General features: G+C 70.5%; 15 protein-coding genes. 6 read left to right on the plus strand and 9 right to left on the minus strand.

Annotated features, from left to right (window positions below):
- Positions 1 to 70: 70 nt before the first annotated feature.
- Both fabI and fabG read right to left on the minus strand, forming a co-directional pair.
- Complete coding sequence (gene fabI / locus ACFWB8_RS26720; protein WP_385232146.1) at positions 71 to 841, minus strand: enoyl-ACP reductase FabI; 771 nt, start codon at positions 839 to 841, stop codon at positions 71 to 73.
- 5 nt (positions 842 to 846) lie between these two features.
- A complete protein-coding gene (gene fabG, locus ACFWB8_RS26725) occupies positions 847 to 1,566 on the minus strand; it encodes a 3-oxoacyl-[acyl-carrier-protein] reductase (protein WP_385232149.1) in 720 nt (239 codons plus the stop codon).
- 147 nt (positions 1,567 to 1,713) lie between these two features.
- Between fabG and ACFWB8_RS26730 the strand changes: the two genes are divergently transcribed.
- From ACFWB8_RS26730 to tyrS, 3 genes are read left to right on the plus strand one after another with little or no spacing between them, the layout of a single operon-like run.
- The gene (locus ACFWB8_RS26730) at positions 1,714 to 3,276 is read left to right on the plus strand and encodes a TldD/PmbA family protein (protein WP_385232152.1); all 1,563 of its coding nucleotides are present in this window, start codon (positions 1,714 to 1,716) and stop codon (positions 3,274 to 3,276) included.
- Complete coding sequence (locus ACFWB8_RS26735; protein ID WP_385232155.1) at positions 3,276 to 4,673, plus strand: metallopeptidase TldD-related protein; 1,398 nt, start codon at positions 3,276 to 3,278, stop codon at positions 4,671 to 4,673. Before ACFWB8_RS26730 ends, ACFWB8_RS26735 begins: the two co-directional genes overlap by 1 nt.
- Positions 4,674 to 4,723: 50 nt before the next feature.
- A complete protein-coding gene (gene tyrS, locus ACFWB8_RS26740; protein WP_385232159.1) occupies positions 4,724 to 5,989 on the plus strand; it encodes a tyrosine--tRNA ligase in 1,266 nt (421 codons plus the stop codon).
- A gap of 97 nt (positions 5,990 to 6,086) precedes the next feature.
- Here tyrS and ACFWB8_RS26745 read toward each other — a convergent pair whose 3' ends face one another.
- Positions 6,087 to 6,365 carry a GlsB/YeaQ/YmgE family stress response membrane protein gene (locus ACFWB8_RS26745; protein WP_385232162.1) on the minus strand — a complete coding sequence of 93 codons (279 nt, stop codon included), beginning with the start codon at positions 6,363 to 6,365 and terminating at the stop codon, positions 6,087 to 6,089.
- 179 nt (positions 6,366 to 6,544) lie between these two features.
- Here ACFWB8_RS26745 and ACFWB8_RS26750 point away from each other — a divergent pair, with 179 nt between their 5' ends.
- A complete protein-coding gene (locus ACFWB8_RS26750) occupies positions 6,545 to 6,877 on the plus strand; it encodes a DUF3099 domain-containing protein (RefSeq protein WP_385232165.1) in 333 nt (110 codons plus the stop codon).
- A gap of 146 nt (positions 6,878 to 7,023) precedes the next feature.
- Positions 7,024 to 7,296: a hypothetical protein gene (locus ACFWB8_RS26755; RefSeq protein ID WP_385232168.1), complete on the plus strand. Its 273-nt coding sequence runs from the start codon at positions 7,024 to 7,026 to the stop codon at positions 7,294 to 7,296.
- A gap of 13 nt (positions 7,297 to 7,309) precedes the next feature.
- Here ACFWB8_RS26755 and moaA read toward each other — a convergent pair whose 3' ends face one another.
- From moaA to ACFWB8_RS26770, 3 genes are all read right to left on the minus strand, one after another.
- On the minus strand, positions 7,310 to 8,299 hold the full coding sequence (moaA, locus tag ACFWB8_RS26760) for a GTP 3',8-cyclase MoaA (RefSeq protein WP_385232171.1): 990 nt from the start codon (positions 8,297 to 8,299) through the stop codon (positions 7,310 to 7,312).
- A 197-nt stretch (positions 8,300 to 8,496) separates the two neighbouring features.
- The gene (locus ACFWB8_RS26765; protein ID WP_385232174.1) at positions 8,497 to 10,137 is read right to left on the minus strand and encodes a cation acetate symporter; all 1,641 of its coding nucleotides are present in this window, start codon (positions 10,135 to 10,137) and stop codon (positions 8,497 to 8,499) included.
- Positions 10,134 to 10,496: a DUF485 domain-containing protein gene (locus ACFWB8_RS26770; protein WP_385232177.1), complete on the minus strand. Its 363-nt coding sequence runs from the start codon at positions 10,494 to 10,496 to the stop codon at positions 10,134 to 10,136. Before ACFWB8_RS26770 ends, ACFWB8_RS26765 begins: the two co-directional genes overlap by 4 nt.
- Positions 10,497 to 10,774: 278 nt before the next feature.
- Between ACFWB8_RS26770 and ACFWB8_RS26775 the strand changes: the two genes are divergently transcribed.
- The gene (locus tag ACFWB8_RS26775; RefSeq protein WP_385232180.1) at positions 10,775 to 12,319 is read left to right on the plus strand and encodes a S8 family serine peptidase; all 1,545 of its coding nucleotides are present in this window, start codon (positions 10,775 to 10,777) and stop codon (positions 12,317 to 12,319) included.
- Positions 12,320 to 12,383: 64 nt separating this feature from the next.
- Here the strand turns inward: ACFWB8_RS26775 and ACFWB8_RS26780 are convergent, their stop codons facing one another.
- Genes ACFWB8_RS26780 through ACFWB8_RS26790 form a run of 3 tightly spaced genes read right to left on the minus strand, consistent with a single transcriptional unit; the run spans position 12,384 to position 15,035 of the window.
- Positions 12,384 to 13,427, minus strand: a complete 1,044-nt coding sequence (locus ACFWB8_RS26780; RefSeq protein WP_385232183.1) for a zinc-dependent alcohol dehydrogenase family protein — start codon at positions 13,425 to 13,427, stop codon at positions 12,384 to 12,386.
- 34 nt (positions 13,428 to 13,461) lie between these two features.
- A complete protein-coding gene (locus ACFWB8_RS26785) occupies positions 13,462 to 14,151 on the minus strand; it encodes a lysoplasmalogenase (protein WP_385232186.1) in 690 nt (229 codons plus the stop codon).
- Entirely contained in the window at positions 14,148 to 15,035 is an 888-nt protein-coding gene (locus tag ACFWB8_RS26790) for a sterol desaturase family protein (protein ID WP_385232189.1), read from the minus strand. The genes ACFWB8_RS26785 and ACFWB8_RS26790 overlap by 4 nt, the downstream gene beginning before the upstream one ends.
- Between the last annotated feature and the right edge of the window lie 113 nt (positions 15,036 to 15,148).

Below are 15,148 nucleotides of genomic sequence, written 5' to 3' on the forward strand. Positions count from 1 at the left end.
CCCGGAAGGAAGACGCGGCCGCCGCCGTACGGATGGAGCCGGCCCGGGGGCGGGCCCGCGGTCGACGCGGTCAGGCACCCATCGCGTGCAGGCCGCCGTCCACGTGGACGATCTCGCCGGTGGTCTTGGGGAACCAGTCCGACAGCAGGGCCACGACGCCCTTGCCCGCCGGCTCCGGGTCGCTCATGTCCCACTCCATCGGGGAGCGGTGGTTCCAGACGTCCGCCAGCTCGGAGAAGCCGGGGATGGACTTCGCGGCCATCGAGCCGATCGGACCGGCCGAGACCAGGTTGCAGCGGATCTTCTCCTTGCCCAGGTCGCGGGCGAGGTAGCGGCTGGTGGCCTCCAGGGCCGCCTTGGCCGGACCCATCCAGTCGTACTGCGGCCACGCGTACTGCGCGTCGAAGGTCAGGCCGACGACGGCCGCGCCCTCCGCCGAGAAGAGCGGCTTGCAGGCCATGGTCAGCGACTTCAGCGAGAACGCCGAGACGTGCATCGCGGTCGCGACCGACTCGAAGGGGGTGTTCAGGAAGTTGCCGCCCAGGGCGTCCTGCGGCGCGAAGCCGATGGAGTGGACGACGCCGTCGAGGCCGCCGAGCTCCGCGCGGACGAGCTCCTCCAGCCGGGCCAGGTGCTCGTCGTTGGTGACGTCGAGCTCGATCACCTTGGCGGGCTTGGGCAGCTTGCGGGCGATGCGCTCGGTCAGCGTCGGCCGCGGGAACGCGGTGAGGATGACCTCGGCGCCCTGCTCCTGGGCCAGCCGGGCGGTGTGGAAGGCGATGGACGACTCCATCAGCACCCCGGTGATGAGGATGCGCTTGCCGTCGAGAATTCCGCTCATGGTGATCAGTGACCCATGCCCAATCCGCCGTCAACGGGAATGACGGCTCCAGTGATGTACGCGGCGTTGTCGGACGCCAGGAAGCTCACGGCTGCCGCGATCTCCTCGGGCTGCGCGTAGCGGCCCAGGGGCACCTGGCCGACGATGCCCGCGCGCTGCTCGTCGGTGAGCACCTTCGTCATGTCGGTGTCCACGAAACCGGGGGCGACGACGTTGAAGGTGATGTTGCGGGAGCCCAGTTCCCGGGCGAGGGAGCGGGCGAAGCCGACCAGGGCCGCCTTGGAGGCGGCGTAGTTGGCCTGGCCCGCCGAGCCCAGCAGTCCGACCACCGAGGAGATCAGGACGACGCGGCCCTTCTTGGCGCGCAGCATGCCTCGGTTGGCTCGCTTGACCACGCGGAAGGTGCCGGTGAGGTTGGTGTCGACGACCGACGCGAAGTCCTCCTCGGACATCCGCATGAGCAGGGTGTCCTTGGTGATGCCGGCGTTGGCCACCAGCACCTCGACGGCGCCGTGCTTGTCCTCGATCTCCTTGTAGGCCTGCTCCACCTGCTCGGAGTCGGTGATGTCGCAGCGCACGGCCAGCACGCCGAGCGCGGCGAGCTCCTCCGGCGGCTCGCCCGACCGGTACGTGATCGCGACCTTGTCCCCGGCCTCCGCGAAAGCTCGGGCGATGGCGAGGCCGATGCCCCGGTTACCTCCGGTGACGAGAACCGAGCGGCTCAACGGATCACCCTTTCGACTAGCGGCTCTGAATACCAAAAACCTATAGGTCGCATCGCCCGTACGGAGAATCGGGCTCCCACAGGGCCTTGGGACGGGCTCTGTCGAGTCCCTACAGAAAGATGTAGGCACAACAGCCGCGAGCGCGACATGATCGAGGCGACCGGCTCCGACCCCGGGAGGACTTCCGTGCCCCATTCCATCGACGCGGCCTTCACCGCGCTGCCCTTGCGGGCGCTCGCCGACGCGGCGCTCGCGCGGGCCCGCGCGCTGGGCGCCGACCATGCCGACTTCCGGCTGGAGCGGATCCGCAGCGCCTCCTGGCGGCTGCGCGACGCCAAGCCGTCCGGCGGGTCCGACACCACCGACCTGGGATACGCGGTCCGGGTCGTGCACGGGGGGAGCTGGGGGTTCGCCTCCGGTGTGGACCTGACCATGGACGCCGCCGCCAAGGTGGCCTCGCAGGCCGTGGCCATGGCGAAGCTGTCGGCCCAGGTGATCAAGGCGGCGGGTTCGGACGAGCGCGTCGAGCTCGCGGACGAGCCGGTGCACGCGGACCGGACGTGGATCTCGGCGTACGACGTGAACCCGTTCGAGGTACCGGACGCGGAGAAGGCGGCGCTGCTCGCCGACTTCAGCTCCCGGCTGCTGGCGGCCGAGGGCGTGGCCCACGTGGACGCCTCGCTGCTCGCCGTCCACGAGAACAAGTTCTACGCCGACACCGCGGGCACCTCCACCACCCAGCAGCGGGTGCGGATCCACCCGCAGCTCACCGCGGTCGCCGTGAACGCCGCCACGGGCGAGTTCGACTCGATGCGCACCATCGCCCCGCCGGCCGGGCGCGGCTGGGAGTACCTGACCGGCACCGGCTGGGACTGGGACGCCGAGCTGGAGCAGATCCCCGGCCTGCTCGCCGAGAAGATGCGGGCGCCGAGCGTCGAGTCCGGCCGCTACGACCTGGTCGTGGACCCGTCCAACCTGTGGCTCACCATCCACGAGTCGATCGGGCACGCCACCGAGCTGGACCGGGCGCTGGGCTACGAGGCGGCGTACGCGGGGACCTCCTTCGCCACCTTCGACCAGCTGGGCAAGCTCAGGTACGGCTCCTCGATCATGAACGTGACGGGTGACCGGACCGCCGAGCACGGGCTGGCGACCGTCGGCTTCGACGACGAGGGCGTCGAGGGGCAGAGCTGGGACCTGGTCAAGGACGGCACGCTGGTCGGCTACCAGCTGGACCGGCGGATCGCGAAGCTGACCGGCCTCGGGCGCTCCAACGGCTGCGCCTTCGCCGACTCCCCCGGGCACGTGCCGGTGCAGCGGATGGCGAACGTCTCGCTGCAGCCGGATCCGGGCGGGCTGTCCACGGAGGATCTGATCGGCGGGGTGGAGCGCGGGATCTACGTGGTCGGCGACCGCTCCTGGTCGATCGACATGCAGCGCTACAACTTCCAGTTCACGCAGCAACGGGCATACAGGATCGAGAACGGCAAGCTGGCCGGTCAGCTGCGCGACGTCGCGTACCAGGCGACGACCACCGAATTCTGGGGCTCGATGGAAAAGGTCGGCGGTCCGCAGACCTATGTCCTGGGCGGCGCCTTCAACTGCGGAAAGGCCCAGCCGGGTCAGGTCGCGGCCGTCTCGCACGGCTGCCCGTCCGCGCTGTTCCGCGACGTGAACATCTTGAACACCACGCAGGAGGCGGGACGCTGATGTCGACGAGTCGCACGACCAAGCCCCACGAGATCGTCGAGCGGGCCCTGGAGCTGTCCACCGCGGACGGCTGCGTCGTCATCGCCGACGAGGAGTCCACCGCCAACCTGCGCTGGGCGGGCAACGCGCTCACCACCAACGGCGTCACACGCGGCCGGACCCTGACGGTCATCGCGACGGTCGACGGCAAGGAGGGCACGGCCTCGGGGGTCGTCTCGCGCTCCGCCGTCACCGCCGCCGACCTGGAACCGCTGGTACGGGCCGCCGAGGCGGCCGCCCGGGGCGCGGACCCCGCCGAGGACGCCCAGCCGCTGGTGACCGGGACCCCTGCCTCGCCGGACTTCACCGATGCCCCGGCGGAGACCTCCTCGGCGGTGTTCGCCGACTTCGCTCCGGCGCTCGGCGAAGCCTTCGCCCGGGCCCGGGCGGGCGGCCGGGAGCTGTACGGCTTCGCCAACCACGAGCTGGTGTCCACGTACGTCGGCACCTCCACGGGGCTGCGGCTGCGCCACGACCAGCCCATGGGCACCCTCGAACTGAACGCCAAGTCCCCCGACCGGCAGCGCTCCGCCTGGGCGGGCCGCTCCACCCGGGACTTCAAGGACGTGGACCCGACCGTGCTGGACGCGGAGCTCGCCGTACGCCTGGGCTGGGCGGAGCGGAAGATCGAACTGCCCGCCGGGCGGTACGAGACGCTGCTGCCGCCGACGGCCGTGGCGGACCTGCTGATCTACCAGATGTGGTCGGCGGCGGCCCGCGACGCCGTGGAGGGCCGGACGGTCTTCTCCAAGCCCGGCGGCGGCACCCGGCTCGGCGAGAAGCTCTCCGAGCTGCCGCTGACCCTGCGCAGCGACCCGAACGCGCCCGGGCTGGAGTCCGCGCCGTTCGTCATCGCGCACAGCTCGGGCGACGACGCCTCGGTCTTCGACAACGGCCTGCCGGTCCCGGCGACCGAGTGGATCAGCGGCGGCGAGCTGGCCCGGCTGACCACGACGCGGCACAGCGCGGGCCTGACCGGGCTGCCGGTCTCCCCCGCCTTCGGGAACCTGATCCTGGACGGGGGCGGCGACAAGTCGCTGGAGGAGATGGTGGCCGCCACCGAGAGGGGGCTGCTGCTGACCTGCCTCTGGTACATCCGCGAGGTGGACCCGGCCACGCTGCTGCTCACGGGGCTGACCCGGGACGGCGTCTACCTGGTGGAGAACGGCCAGGTCGTCGGCGAGGTCAACAACTTCCGCTTCAACGAGTCGCCGGTGGACCTGCTGTCGCGGGCCACGGAGGCCGGGCGGACCGAGAAGACCCTGCCGCGGGAGTGGAGCGACTGGTTCACCCGGGCCGCGATGCCGGCCCTGCGCATCCCGGACTTCAACATGAGCTCGGTCAGCAAGGGGGTCTGACCCCCATAGACTGAGACGGCAATCCCATCATTCGAAGGAGTCGAGAGACCGTGACGGACATCGTCGACGAACTGAAGTGGCGTGGGCTCTTCGCCCAGTCCACCGATGAAGAAGCGCTGCGCAAGGCGTTCGCGGACGGTCCGGTCACGTTCTATTGCGGCTTCGACCCGACCGCGGCCTCGCTGCACGTGGGGCACCTGGTCCAGGTGCTCACCGTGCGTCGGCTCCAGCTGGCCGGCAACCGGCCGCTGGCGCTGGTCGGCGGGGCCACCGGCCAGATCGGCGACCCGCGGCCGACCGCCGAGCGGACGCTGAACGACCCGGAGACCATCGCGAACTGGGTGACGCGGCTGCGCACCCAGATCGAGCCGTTCCTGTCCTTCGAGGGCGAGAACGCGGCGGTCATGGTGAACAACCTGGACTGGACGGCGGGCATGTCCGCCATCGAGTTCCTCCGGGACATCGGCAAGCACTTCCGCGTCAACAAGATGCTGACGAAGGACTCGGTCGCCCGGCGCCTGGAGTCCGACCAGGGCATCAGCTACACGGAGTTCAGCTACCAGCTGCTCCAGGGCATGGACTTCCTGGAGCTGTACCGGCGCTACGGCTGCGTGCTGCAGCAGGGCGGGTCCGACCAGTGGGGCAACCTGACGGCCGGTCTCGACCTGATCCACCGCCTGGAGCCGGGCGCGCACGTGCACGCGCTGGCCACCCCGCTGATGGTCAAGGCGGACGGCACCAAGTTCGGCAAGTCCGAGAGCGGCGCCGTCTGGCTCGACCCGGAGATGACCACCCCGTACGCGTTCTACCAGTTCTGGCTGAACGTGGACGACCGGGACATCTCCACCTACATGCGGATCCTGTCCTTCAAGTCCCGCGAGGAGCTCGAGGAGCTGGAGGCCCAGACCGCCGAGCGGCCGCAGGCGCGCGCCGCCCAGCGGGCGCTGGCGGAGGAGCTGACGACGCTGGTGCACGGCGCCGGCCAGACAGCCGCCGTGATCGCCGCGTCGAAGGCGCTGTTCGGTCAGGGCGAGCTGACGGAGCTGGACGAGGCCACCTTGGCGGCGGCCCTGTCGGAGCTGCCGCACACGAAGGTCGCCGAGCCGGGCCTGGTGGTCGACCTGTTCGCGGAGACCGGGCTGGTGGCCAGCAAGTCGGCCGCGCGCCGGACCGTGAAGGAGGGCGGCGCCTACGTGAACAACGTGAAGGTCACCGCCGAGGACGCGGTCCCCGCCAAGGAGGACCTGCTGCACGGGCGCTGGCTGGTGCTGCGCCGCGGCAAGAAGAACCTGGCCGCGGTCGAGGTCACGGGCTGACCGCTCGTACGCCCGTAGGGCGCGGCACGGCGGAGGGGCCGGTTCGGGCGCATGGTCCGACCGGCCCCTCCGTCATGTCCCGGGTCCGCGGACGACCTCAGGTCATCTGACGCTTGTTGCCCCGGACCGCCATGTAGATCATGTCGCCGAGTCCGACGATGAGGACGGCTCCGGCAAGCTGCAGCAAGTGCCGGATCCAGTCGATGCCCTTGGTGTCATTGACACCGATCCAGGTGGCGACCGCGTTGCCGAGCACGCCGCCGATGATGCCGAAGATCACGGTGAGCCAGAGGGGCTGGTGCTGCTTTCCCGGCAGGATGGCCCGGGCGATGAGGCCCAGCACAAAACCGACGATGATCGCCCACAACCAATGCATGTCGAGCCTCCTCCTGGCGCGTTGTGCGCATGTGGGCCCAGTCTCGGACCGTCCGGCGTACCGCGCATTCCGGACGGCTCCGTTCGGGGGACACCCGCTCTCCCCGACTCCGGACGCCGGGCGTACGGTGGAAGGGGTCCGGGCCGGGGAGTGTCCGGCGGTTGATCGGGTGGTGGAGTGTGCAGCGGACGAAGCGGAACGGGACCGAGGTCTTCCGGATCACCGGAGCGCGGATGGGGCTCGCCGAGGACGTGCGGGGCCGCCAGCGCCGGTACGTGATCTCGATGGCCATCAGGACGCTGTCGGTCATCGCGACCGTGGTCTTGTGGAACGTGCAGCGGCCCGTGGCGATCGTGACTCTGGTCGCGGGCGCCCTGCTGCCGTACGTGGCGGTGGTCATCGCCAACGCGGGGCGCGAGTCGGCGCCCTCGCTGCCCTCTCACTTCGTCCCGGCCCCGGTGCACCCGGCGCTGGAGACGGGAAACCTCAAGAAGAGCTCAGATCAATCATGAAGTTCCGGTGCACCGCACCGGGTCCTGCGTGACATACTGCCTACGCGCTCCGCATCCCCCGTCGGAGCGACGGACCGACGCCGGGCAGCTCCCCCCGTGGCTGCTCGGCGTCGCTTTCCCGTTTCAGGGGTTTGTAGGGTTGAGGCGTGAACTCCCCTGACTCCACCGGCTTCCCTGACTCCTCCGGGACCGATGCCGCTCCCACCTGCTCCGCCAAGGGCTGCCGCGACGCGGCCGTCTGGGTCCTGGCATGGAACAACCCGAAGCTGCACGCGCCGGAGCGCCGCAAGACCTGGCTGGCATGCGAGGAGCACCGCGAACACCTCTCCCAGTTCCTGGGGGTCCGCGGTTTCCTCAAGGACGTCGTGAAGCTCGACGCGTGGGTACAGCCGGAGGGCTCGGAGCGGCTGAGCGGCTGAGCGGCTGAGTGGCTCAGCCGCCGATCGCCGACATCGGCCGGTCGGGCTGGAGGAAGGACGGGTCGTCCAGACCGGACCCCGCCTTCTTGCCCCACATCGCCACCTTCCACAGCCGGGCGATCTCCTCGTCCGGGGCGCCCGAGCGCAGGGCGGCGCGCAGGTCCGACTCCTCGGTGGCGAACAGGCACGTACGGACCTGGCCGTCGGCGGTGAGCCGCGTACGGTCGCAGGCCCCGCAGAACGGGCGGGTGACGGAGGCGATGACGCCGACGGTGGCCGGGCCGCCGTCGACGACCCAGCGCTCGGCCGGGGCGGAGCCGCGCTCGTCGGCGCCTTCCTCGGTGAGCGTGAAGCGGGTGCGCAGGGACGCCAGGATGTCCCCGGCGGTGATCATGCCGTCGCGCTTCCAGCCGTGCTGGGCGTCGAGCGGCATCTGCTCGATGAAGCGGAGCTCGTACTCGTTCTCCACGGCCCAGGCGAGCAGGTCGGGGGCTTCGTCGTCATTGAGCCCGGGCATCAGGACGGCATTGACCTTCACCGGGGTGAGGCCGGCCTCGCGGGCCGCCGCCATGCCGTCGATGACGTCGTGGTGCCGGTCGCGGCGGGTGAGGGTCTTGAACACGTCGGGGCGCAGGGTGTCCAGGGAAACGTTTACCCGGTCCAGGCCCGCGGCCTTCAGCGCCCCGGCGGTGCGCTTGAGGCCGATGCCGTTGGTGGTCAGCGACATCCGGGGACGGGGCTCCAGGGCCGCGCACTGCTCGACGATCCCGACCAGGCCGGGCCGCAGCAGCGGCTCGCCGCCGGTGAAGCGGACCTCGGTGATCCCGAGCTGCGTGACCGCGATGCGGATCAGCCGGACGATCTCTTCGTCGCTGAGCAGATCGGACTTGCCGAGCCACTGCAGGCCCTCTTCGGGCATGCAGTAGGTACAGCGCAGATTGCACCGGTCGGTGAGCGAGACGCGCAGGTCAGTGGCCACGCGGCCGTACGTGTCGAGAAGCACTGTGGGCCCCCTCCCCTGTCCGGTTGTATAGGGTTTGCGCCGCTTTGGGATGACTATTGCTGCGCTTCGTTCGAGCCTACGCGACGCCTGTTACAAGTAAGGGCGCCCGAACGAACGAGACCCAGCGCGGCCGCGTCGTAGGGAAGTACGACGCGGCCACGCTGGGTGTTCGGAGCATCTCGCAGAGGTGCGGGACGTCAGTGGGCGCCGGTGCCGGTCAGGGAGCGCACCTCCAGCTCCGCGAACTTCTGGGGGTCGGCCTTCTCCTTGGACAGTACGGTTCCCAGCCAGCCCAGCAGGAAGCCGAGCGGGATGGAGATGATCCCGGGGTTCTCCAGCGGGAACCAGTAGAAGTCGGCGTCCTTGAACATCGAGGTGGGCTTCCCGGACACGACCGGGGAGAAGAGCACCAGGACGACCGAGGAGACCAGGCCTCCGTAGATGGACCACAGCGCGCCCCGGGTGGTGAAGCGCTTCCAGAAGAGGCTGTAGAGGATCGTCGGCAGGTTGGCGGAGGCGGCGACCGCGAAGGCGAGGGCGACCAGGCCGGCGACGTTGAGGTCGCGGGCCATGGCTCCGAGGCCGATGGCGACGGCGCCGATGACCACGGTGGACCAGCGGGCGGCCCGCACCTCCTCCTTCTCGGTGGCTTCGCCCTTGCGGATCACGTTCACGTAGATGTCGTGGGCGAAGGAGGAAGAGGAGGCGAGGGTGAGGCCCGCGACGACCGCGAGGATGGTGGCGAAGGCCACCGCCGAGATCACGGCGAGCAGGATCGCGCCGCCGGTGGAGTCGGCGCCGCCGCCGACGGCCTGGGCGAGCAGCGGGGCCGCCGTGTTGCCCGCCTTGTTGGACTTGATGATCTCGTCCCGGTCGAGCAGCGCGGCGGCGCCGAAACCGAGGGCGATGGTCATCAGGTAGAACCCGCCGATGATGCCGATGGCCCAGTTCACGGACTTGCGCGCGGCCTTCGAGGTGGGAACGGTGTAGAAGCGGATCAGGATGTGCGGCAGGCCAGCGGTGCCCAGGACCAGGGCGAGGCCGAGCGAGATGAAGTCCAGCTTCGTGGTCGAGTCCTTGCCGTACTTCAGGCCCGGCTCCAGGAATTTGGCGCCCCGGCCGCTGTTCTCGGCGGCCTTGCCCAGCAGGTCGGAGATGTTGAAGTCGAACTTCAGCAGCACCAGGAAGGTGATCAGCAGGGTGCCCGCGATGAGCAGGACGGCCTTGACCATCTGCACCCAGGTGGTGCCCTTCATGCCGCCGATGGTCACGTAGACGATCATCAGGAGGCCGACCAGCGCGACGATGGCCACCTTGCCGCCGTCGCTGGTGATGCCCAGGAGCAGCGAGACGAGCACGCCTGCGCCGGCCATCTGGGCCAGCAGGTAGAAGATCGACACCACGATGGTGGAGGTGCCCGCGGCGGTGCGGACGGGCCGCTGGCGCATCCGGTACGCGAGGACGTCGCCCATGGTGTAGCGGCCGGAGTTGCGCAGGGGCTCGGCGACGAGCAGCAGCGCGACCAGCCAGGCGACGAGGAAGCCGATGGAGTACAGGAAGCCGTCGTAGCCGAAGAGGGCGATGGCTCCGGCGATGCCGAGGAAGGACGCGGCGGACATGTAGTCGCCGGAGATGGCGAGGCCGTTCTGGAAGCCGGTGAACTGGCGGCCGCCCGCGTAGAAGTCGGCGGCGTCCTTGGTCTGGCGGCCGGCCCAGACGGTGATGATCAGGGTGGCGACGACGAACAGCCCGAAGAGGGTGATGATCAGCGGCCGGTGCTCGGTGGCGCCGGCGGCGACCGCGGTCAGCCGGGCCGACGCGTGGAGCGTGCTGCTCATTCCCCGGCCTCCATCCGCGCCTTGATGGCAGCCGCCTTGGGGTCGAGCTTGGCGTTGGCGTGGCGGGAGTACCACCAGGCGATGAGGAAGGTCGTCGCGAACTGGCCGAGGCCGAGGGCCAGGGCGACGTTGACGTTGCCGAAGAGCTTGGTCCCCATGAAGTCGCCCGCGTAGTTGGACAGCAGGACGTAGAGCAGGTACCAGGCGATGAAGGCCACGGTGAGCGGGAAGGCGAAGGAGCGGTAGGAGCTGCGCAGTTCGGCGAACTCGGCACTCTGCTGCACGTGTGCGAACTCTTCGGCCGTCGGGCTCGCCGGCGGCGTTCCCGCGCTGCGCGGCGGCGACGCTGCTTCGGTCACGGGGGACTCTCCTTGTGACGCGGGTGCGGTGGGGACTACGGACAAAACAACCTCCGTGTGGGGGGGGGACGGTGGCGCTGATCCCCCCTTGTCAACGGCACGGCCGGCGTGTCGGGACGGTTCAACACCCGCTGATTCTTTGACTGCTTATCTTTTTTGAACGCTGATTTCTCGAACAGATGGCGCAAAGGCGAACAGCGGCACTAGGTTCGCGTGACATGAACCCGTCGGGCGCGACCGCGCCCCGCACGGCTTTGTCACGATGATGTGGAGAACCCATGGCTCATCTGGGAACCGGTCGCGGACGCGCTCTCGCCGTTCCGGTCGGACTGGCCCTCACGGCCTCGCTCGCCTTCCTGCCCTCGGTCGCGGCCTCCGCCGCGCCGCTGGGCAGCACGGCAGGCACGGCGGCCGCCGCCACGTCCGACACCTCCGGCCCCAAGCTGTCGTACGTCGCGAACCTGACCGCGTACGGCACGGTGAAGCAGGCGAAGAAGTCGATCGAGCGGGCCGGCGGAACGGTGGTGACGGCCTATGAGCAGATCGGGGTCGTCGTCGCACACTCCCAGAACCCGGACTTCGCCAAGCAGCTGCGCGCCCAGCGCAGTCTGTTCGTGTCGGTCGGGGCCACCCGTACGGCCCCCCTCTCGGTGGTGCAGACCACCGAGGAGGGCACCACGCAGCAGCTGAGCGCGGCGGACGCCGCCAGGGCGGCGGCGCAGGCCGAGCCGGGGCAGGAACCCCTGGAGTCCAACCAGTGGGACCTGCGGGCGATCAAGGCCGACCAGGCTCACAAGATCAACGATGGCAGCCCGAACGTCACGGTGGGCGTCATCGACACGGGCGTGGACGACACCCACCCGGATCTCGCCCCGAACTTCTCCAAGGGCCAGTCCGCCAACTGCGTCGGCGGCGTCGCCGACACCACCGAGGGCGCCTGGCGTCCGTACCCGGACGGCAGCGACCACGGCACCCACGTGGCGGGCACCATCGCGGCCGCGCGCAACGGGATCGGCATCAGCGGCGTGGCGCCCGGCGTGAAGGTCGCCGCGATCAAGGTGAGCGAGCCCGCGACCAGCCTCTTCTACACCGAGGCGGTCGTCTGCGGCTTCATGTTCGCCGCCGAGAAGGGGATCGAGGTCACCAACAACAGCTACTACGTGGACCCCTGGCTGTACAACTGCAAGTCGGACGACGACCAGAAGGCACTGGTGGAGGCCCTCACCCGGGCCACGAAGTTCGCCGAGCGCAAGGGCGTGCTCAGCGTGGCCTCGGCCGGCAACTCGAACCACGACCTGGCGTCGAACGCGATCGTCGACGACACGAGCCCGGACGACGGCACCCCCGTCCCGCGCACGATAGACCCGCACGTCTGCCTGGACCTGCCCACCCAGCTGCCGGGTGTGGTCACGGTGAGCGCGACCGGTGACCAGGGCTTCAAGTCGTACTACTCCAGCTACGGCCTGGGCGTCGTCGACGTCGCGGCCCCCGGCGGTGACAAGTACCAGGTCCCGGGCACCCCGGACGCCAACGGCCGCGTGCTGTCCACCCTCCCGGGCGGCGGCTACGGCTACAAGCAGGGCACCTCGATGGCCGGCCCGCACGTCGCCGGTGTCGCGGCACTGCTGAAGAGCGCGCACCCGTACGCCACGCCCTCGCAGCTCCAGGCGATGCTGAAGGCCCAGGCCACCAAGGCGGCCTGCCCGGAGAAGGTGTACGACGCCACGGGCGCGCTGGTCGACGCCACCACCTGCAACAGCAAGTGGGGCCAGACCGGCTACTACGGCTACGGCGTGGTCGACGCGCTGAAGGCCGTCAAGTAGTCACCGCGGCGAGGGGGCCGGGCGGGGTTCACCCGCCCGGCCCCTTTTCATGCCTCGCCTCGGCTCAGGGCTTGATCATCACCTTGAGCGCGCTGCGGTCGTCCATCGCGCGGTAGCCGTCCGGGACCTCGTCCAGGGAGACGGCCCGGTCGAAGACGGGGGCCGGGTCGATCGTGCCGGCCAGCACGTCCTCCAGCAGCTCCGGGATGTACGCCCGGACGGGGGCCACACCGCCGCGCAGGGTGATGTTGCGGTCGAACATGACACCGAGGTCGAGTCCGGTGCCGCTGCCGTGCGGGACGCCGACGTAGCCGACGGCCCCGCCGTCGCGGGTGATGTTCACGGCGGTGCGCATGGACACCTCGGTGCCGACCGCCTCGATGACGGCGTGCGCGCCCCGGCCGCCGGTGAGCTCGCGGACGGCCGCCTCGGCGGCCTCACCGCGCTCGGCGACGACGTCGGTGGCCCCGAAGAGCCTCGCGATGTCCGTACGGGCGGTGTGGCGGCCCAGTGCGATGATCCGCTCGGCGCCGAGGCGCTTGGCCGCGAGGACGCCGCACAGGCCGACCGCGCCGTCACCGACGACGGCGACCGTGGCGCCCTTGCGCACGCCGGCGCCCAGCGCGGCGTGGTGCCCGGTGCCCATGACGTCGGACAGCGCGAGCAGCCCGGTCAGCAGGTGGTCGTCGGACGCGGCCTCGGCGGGCAGCTTCACCAGGGTGCCGTCGGCGTGCGGGACGCGGACGGCCTCGCCCTGGCCGCCGTCGTGGCCGACCGAGCCCCAGAAGCCGCCGTGCTCGCAGGAGGTGTACAGGCCCTCGGAGCAGTACGCGCAGGTGCCGTCGGACCACATGAAGGGGGCCACGACGAGGTCTCCGGGCCGCAGGCCGGACACGGCGGAGCCGGTCTCCTCGACGATGCCGAGGAACTCGTGGCCGATCCGCTGGCCGGGCTGGCGCTGGGCCTCGCCGCGGTAGGCCCACAGGTCGCTGCCGCAGATGCAGGCGCGCAGGACGCGGACGACGGCGTCCTCGGGGCGCTGGATCGCAGCGTCGGGCACCTCCTCCACGCGGATGTCGTGCGGGGCGTGGATGACGGTGGCGCGCATGGTGGTGCAGTCCTCCGGCTCGGGGGTGGATCGTTCAGTCTTGTATGACCACCCCACGGTACGCCCGCCCCTCGGTGAGCGCGCCCACGGCCAGCAGGTACTGGGCCACGAGGTACGTGGCCATGATCCAGAAGTCCGGGCGGGGCAGCTGGGGCCACTCGGCGACCCCGGTGGCGATGAGGGTGTCGGAGAGCAGGAACAGCGCCCCGCCGAGCCCCGCCGCCCGGCCGAGGGCACTGGAGCGCAGCGCCATGGCGGTGAGCAGCAGGCTGTAGCCGGCGACGGGCACGCGCAGGTCGGCCGGGAGGTCGCCCCAGAGCAGCGCGACGGTCCCGACGAGCGCGAGGGCGTACGCGCCCCCGAGCGCGGGGCTCGTCCTGCCCCGGCCGAAGAGCACGAGGTAGCAGACGTGCCCGGCGGCGAAGGAGCCCATGCCGACGAGGAAGGCAGCGTCGGCGTCGAAGAGCAGGGCCAGGTCCCCGCCCCACCCGAACAGCAGGGCGGCGACGAGCAGTCGGGGCGCGCCGCGGGTGAGCACGTGGGCCACCAGCAGCGGCATCAGCAGCGGTTTGGCCAGGACGTGCCCGAGGTGCCAGCCGGCCAGCAGCGAGGCCAGGTCGACGGCGGCGGCCGCGCCGAAGGCGCCGAGCAGGATCCGGCCGGCGCCGCCCGCCTCGGGCACGGGGCGCGCCCAGGACGGCGTACGGGGGGCGGTGGCGCTCACGCGACGCGCTCCTGCTCCGGGGCGGCGGGCTGGGCGGTGGGCTGCACGATGGGCTGGGCGGGCTGCCAGCCGGGGCCGCCGAAGACGCGTCCTGCGCGCTCGCGCCAGCTGTGGGCGGCGCGTACGTCGCGCGCGATGGAGGCGTACTCGTGGGTGGCGACCCGCAGCGGGTTGTGGGTGTCGATGTTCTTGGTGAGCCCGTAGACGGGGCGCTCCGTCTCCCCCACCCAGGAGCCGAACATCCGGTCCCAGACGATCAGGATCCCGCCGAAGTTGCGGTCCAGGTAGCCGCCCTGGGAGGCGTGGTGGACCCGGTGGTGGGAGGGCGTGTTGAAGACGTACTCGTAGGCACGGGGCAGCTTCCCGATGCGCTCGGTGTGGACCCAGAACTGGTAGAGGAGGTTGAGTCCGTAGCAGAACGGGATGGCCGCGGGGTGCACGCCGAGGGCCACCATCGGGAGGTAGAACCACCAGGTGGTCGCACTGGTCCAGGGCTGGCGCAGGGCGGTGGTGAGGTTGAACCGCCGGCTGCTGTGGTGGACCACGTGGCAGGCCCACAGGATGCGGATGACGTGGTGGAGCCGGTGCTGCCAGTAATAGAGGAAGTCCTGCGCGAGCAGCATCAGCAGGGCGGTCCACCACAGGAACGGCACCCTGAGCGGGGTGAGTTCATGGACCGCGGTGAAGACCGCGACGACCGGGATCTTCCACAGCAGGTCGAAGCCGATGCTGCCGAGCCCCATGGTGACGCTCGTGACCGCGTCCTTGGTGTCGTACCCGGCGGCGTCCTCGTCGGGATGGAGGCGGTAGCTCACCAGCTCGACGACGGTGAGCAGCACGAAGGCGGGTATGGACCACAGCACGACATCGGGCAGGTTCGGCATGTCCGCACCATAGAGGCGGCCTCCGGGGTGCCGCTAGGGGTTGTTACCGATCGGTATCCATAGAGGTTACCGACGGTTCGGGGAGGGTGGGGAATGACGGGTTTCGAGACGGT

It is taken from the genome of Streptomyces sp. NPDC060031, from assembly GCF_042736805.1.
Classification (GTDB): Bacteria; Actinomycetota; Actinomycetes; order Streptomycetales; family Streptomycetaceae; genus Streptomyces.

Coding starts and splice junctions, on each gene's coding strand:
- ACFWB8_RS26730 (WP_385232152.1), top strand. CDS start 1,714: ATGATCGAGGCGACCGGCTCCGACCCCGGGAGGACTTCCGTGCCCCAT.
- fabI (WP_385232146.1), bottom strand. CDS start 841: ATGAGCGGAATTCTCGACGGCAAGCGCATCCTCATCACCGGGGTGCTG.
- ACFWB8_RS26735 (WP_385232155.1), top strand. CDS start 3,276: ATGTCGACGAGTCGCACGACCAAGCCCCACGAGATCGTCGAGCGGGCC.
- ACFWB8_RS26780 (WP_385232183.1), bottom strand. CDS start 13,427: ATGCGCGCCACCGTCATCCACGCCCCGCACGACATCCGCGTGGAGGAG.
- ACFWB8_RS26745 (WP_385232162.1), bottom strand. CDS start 6,365: ATGCATTGGTTGTGGGCGATCATCGTCGGTTTTGTGCTGGGCCTCATC.
- ACFWB8_RS26790 (WP_385232189.1), bottom strand. CDS start 15,035: ATGCCGAACCTGCCCGATGTCGTGCTGTGGTCCATACCCGCCTTCGTG.
- ACFWB8_RS26775 (WP_385232180.1), top strand. CDS start 10,775: ATGGCTCATCTGGGAACCGGTCGCGGACGCGCTCTCGCCGTTCCGGTC.
- ACFWB8_RS26765 (WP_385232174.1), bottom strand. CDS start 10,137: ATGAGCAGCACGCTCCACGCGTCGGCCCGGCTGACCGCGGTCGCCGCC.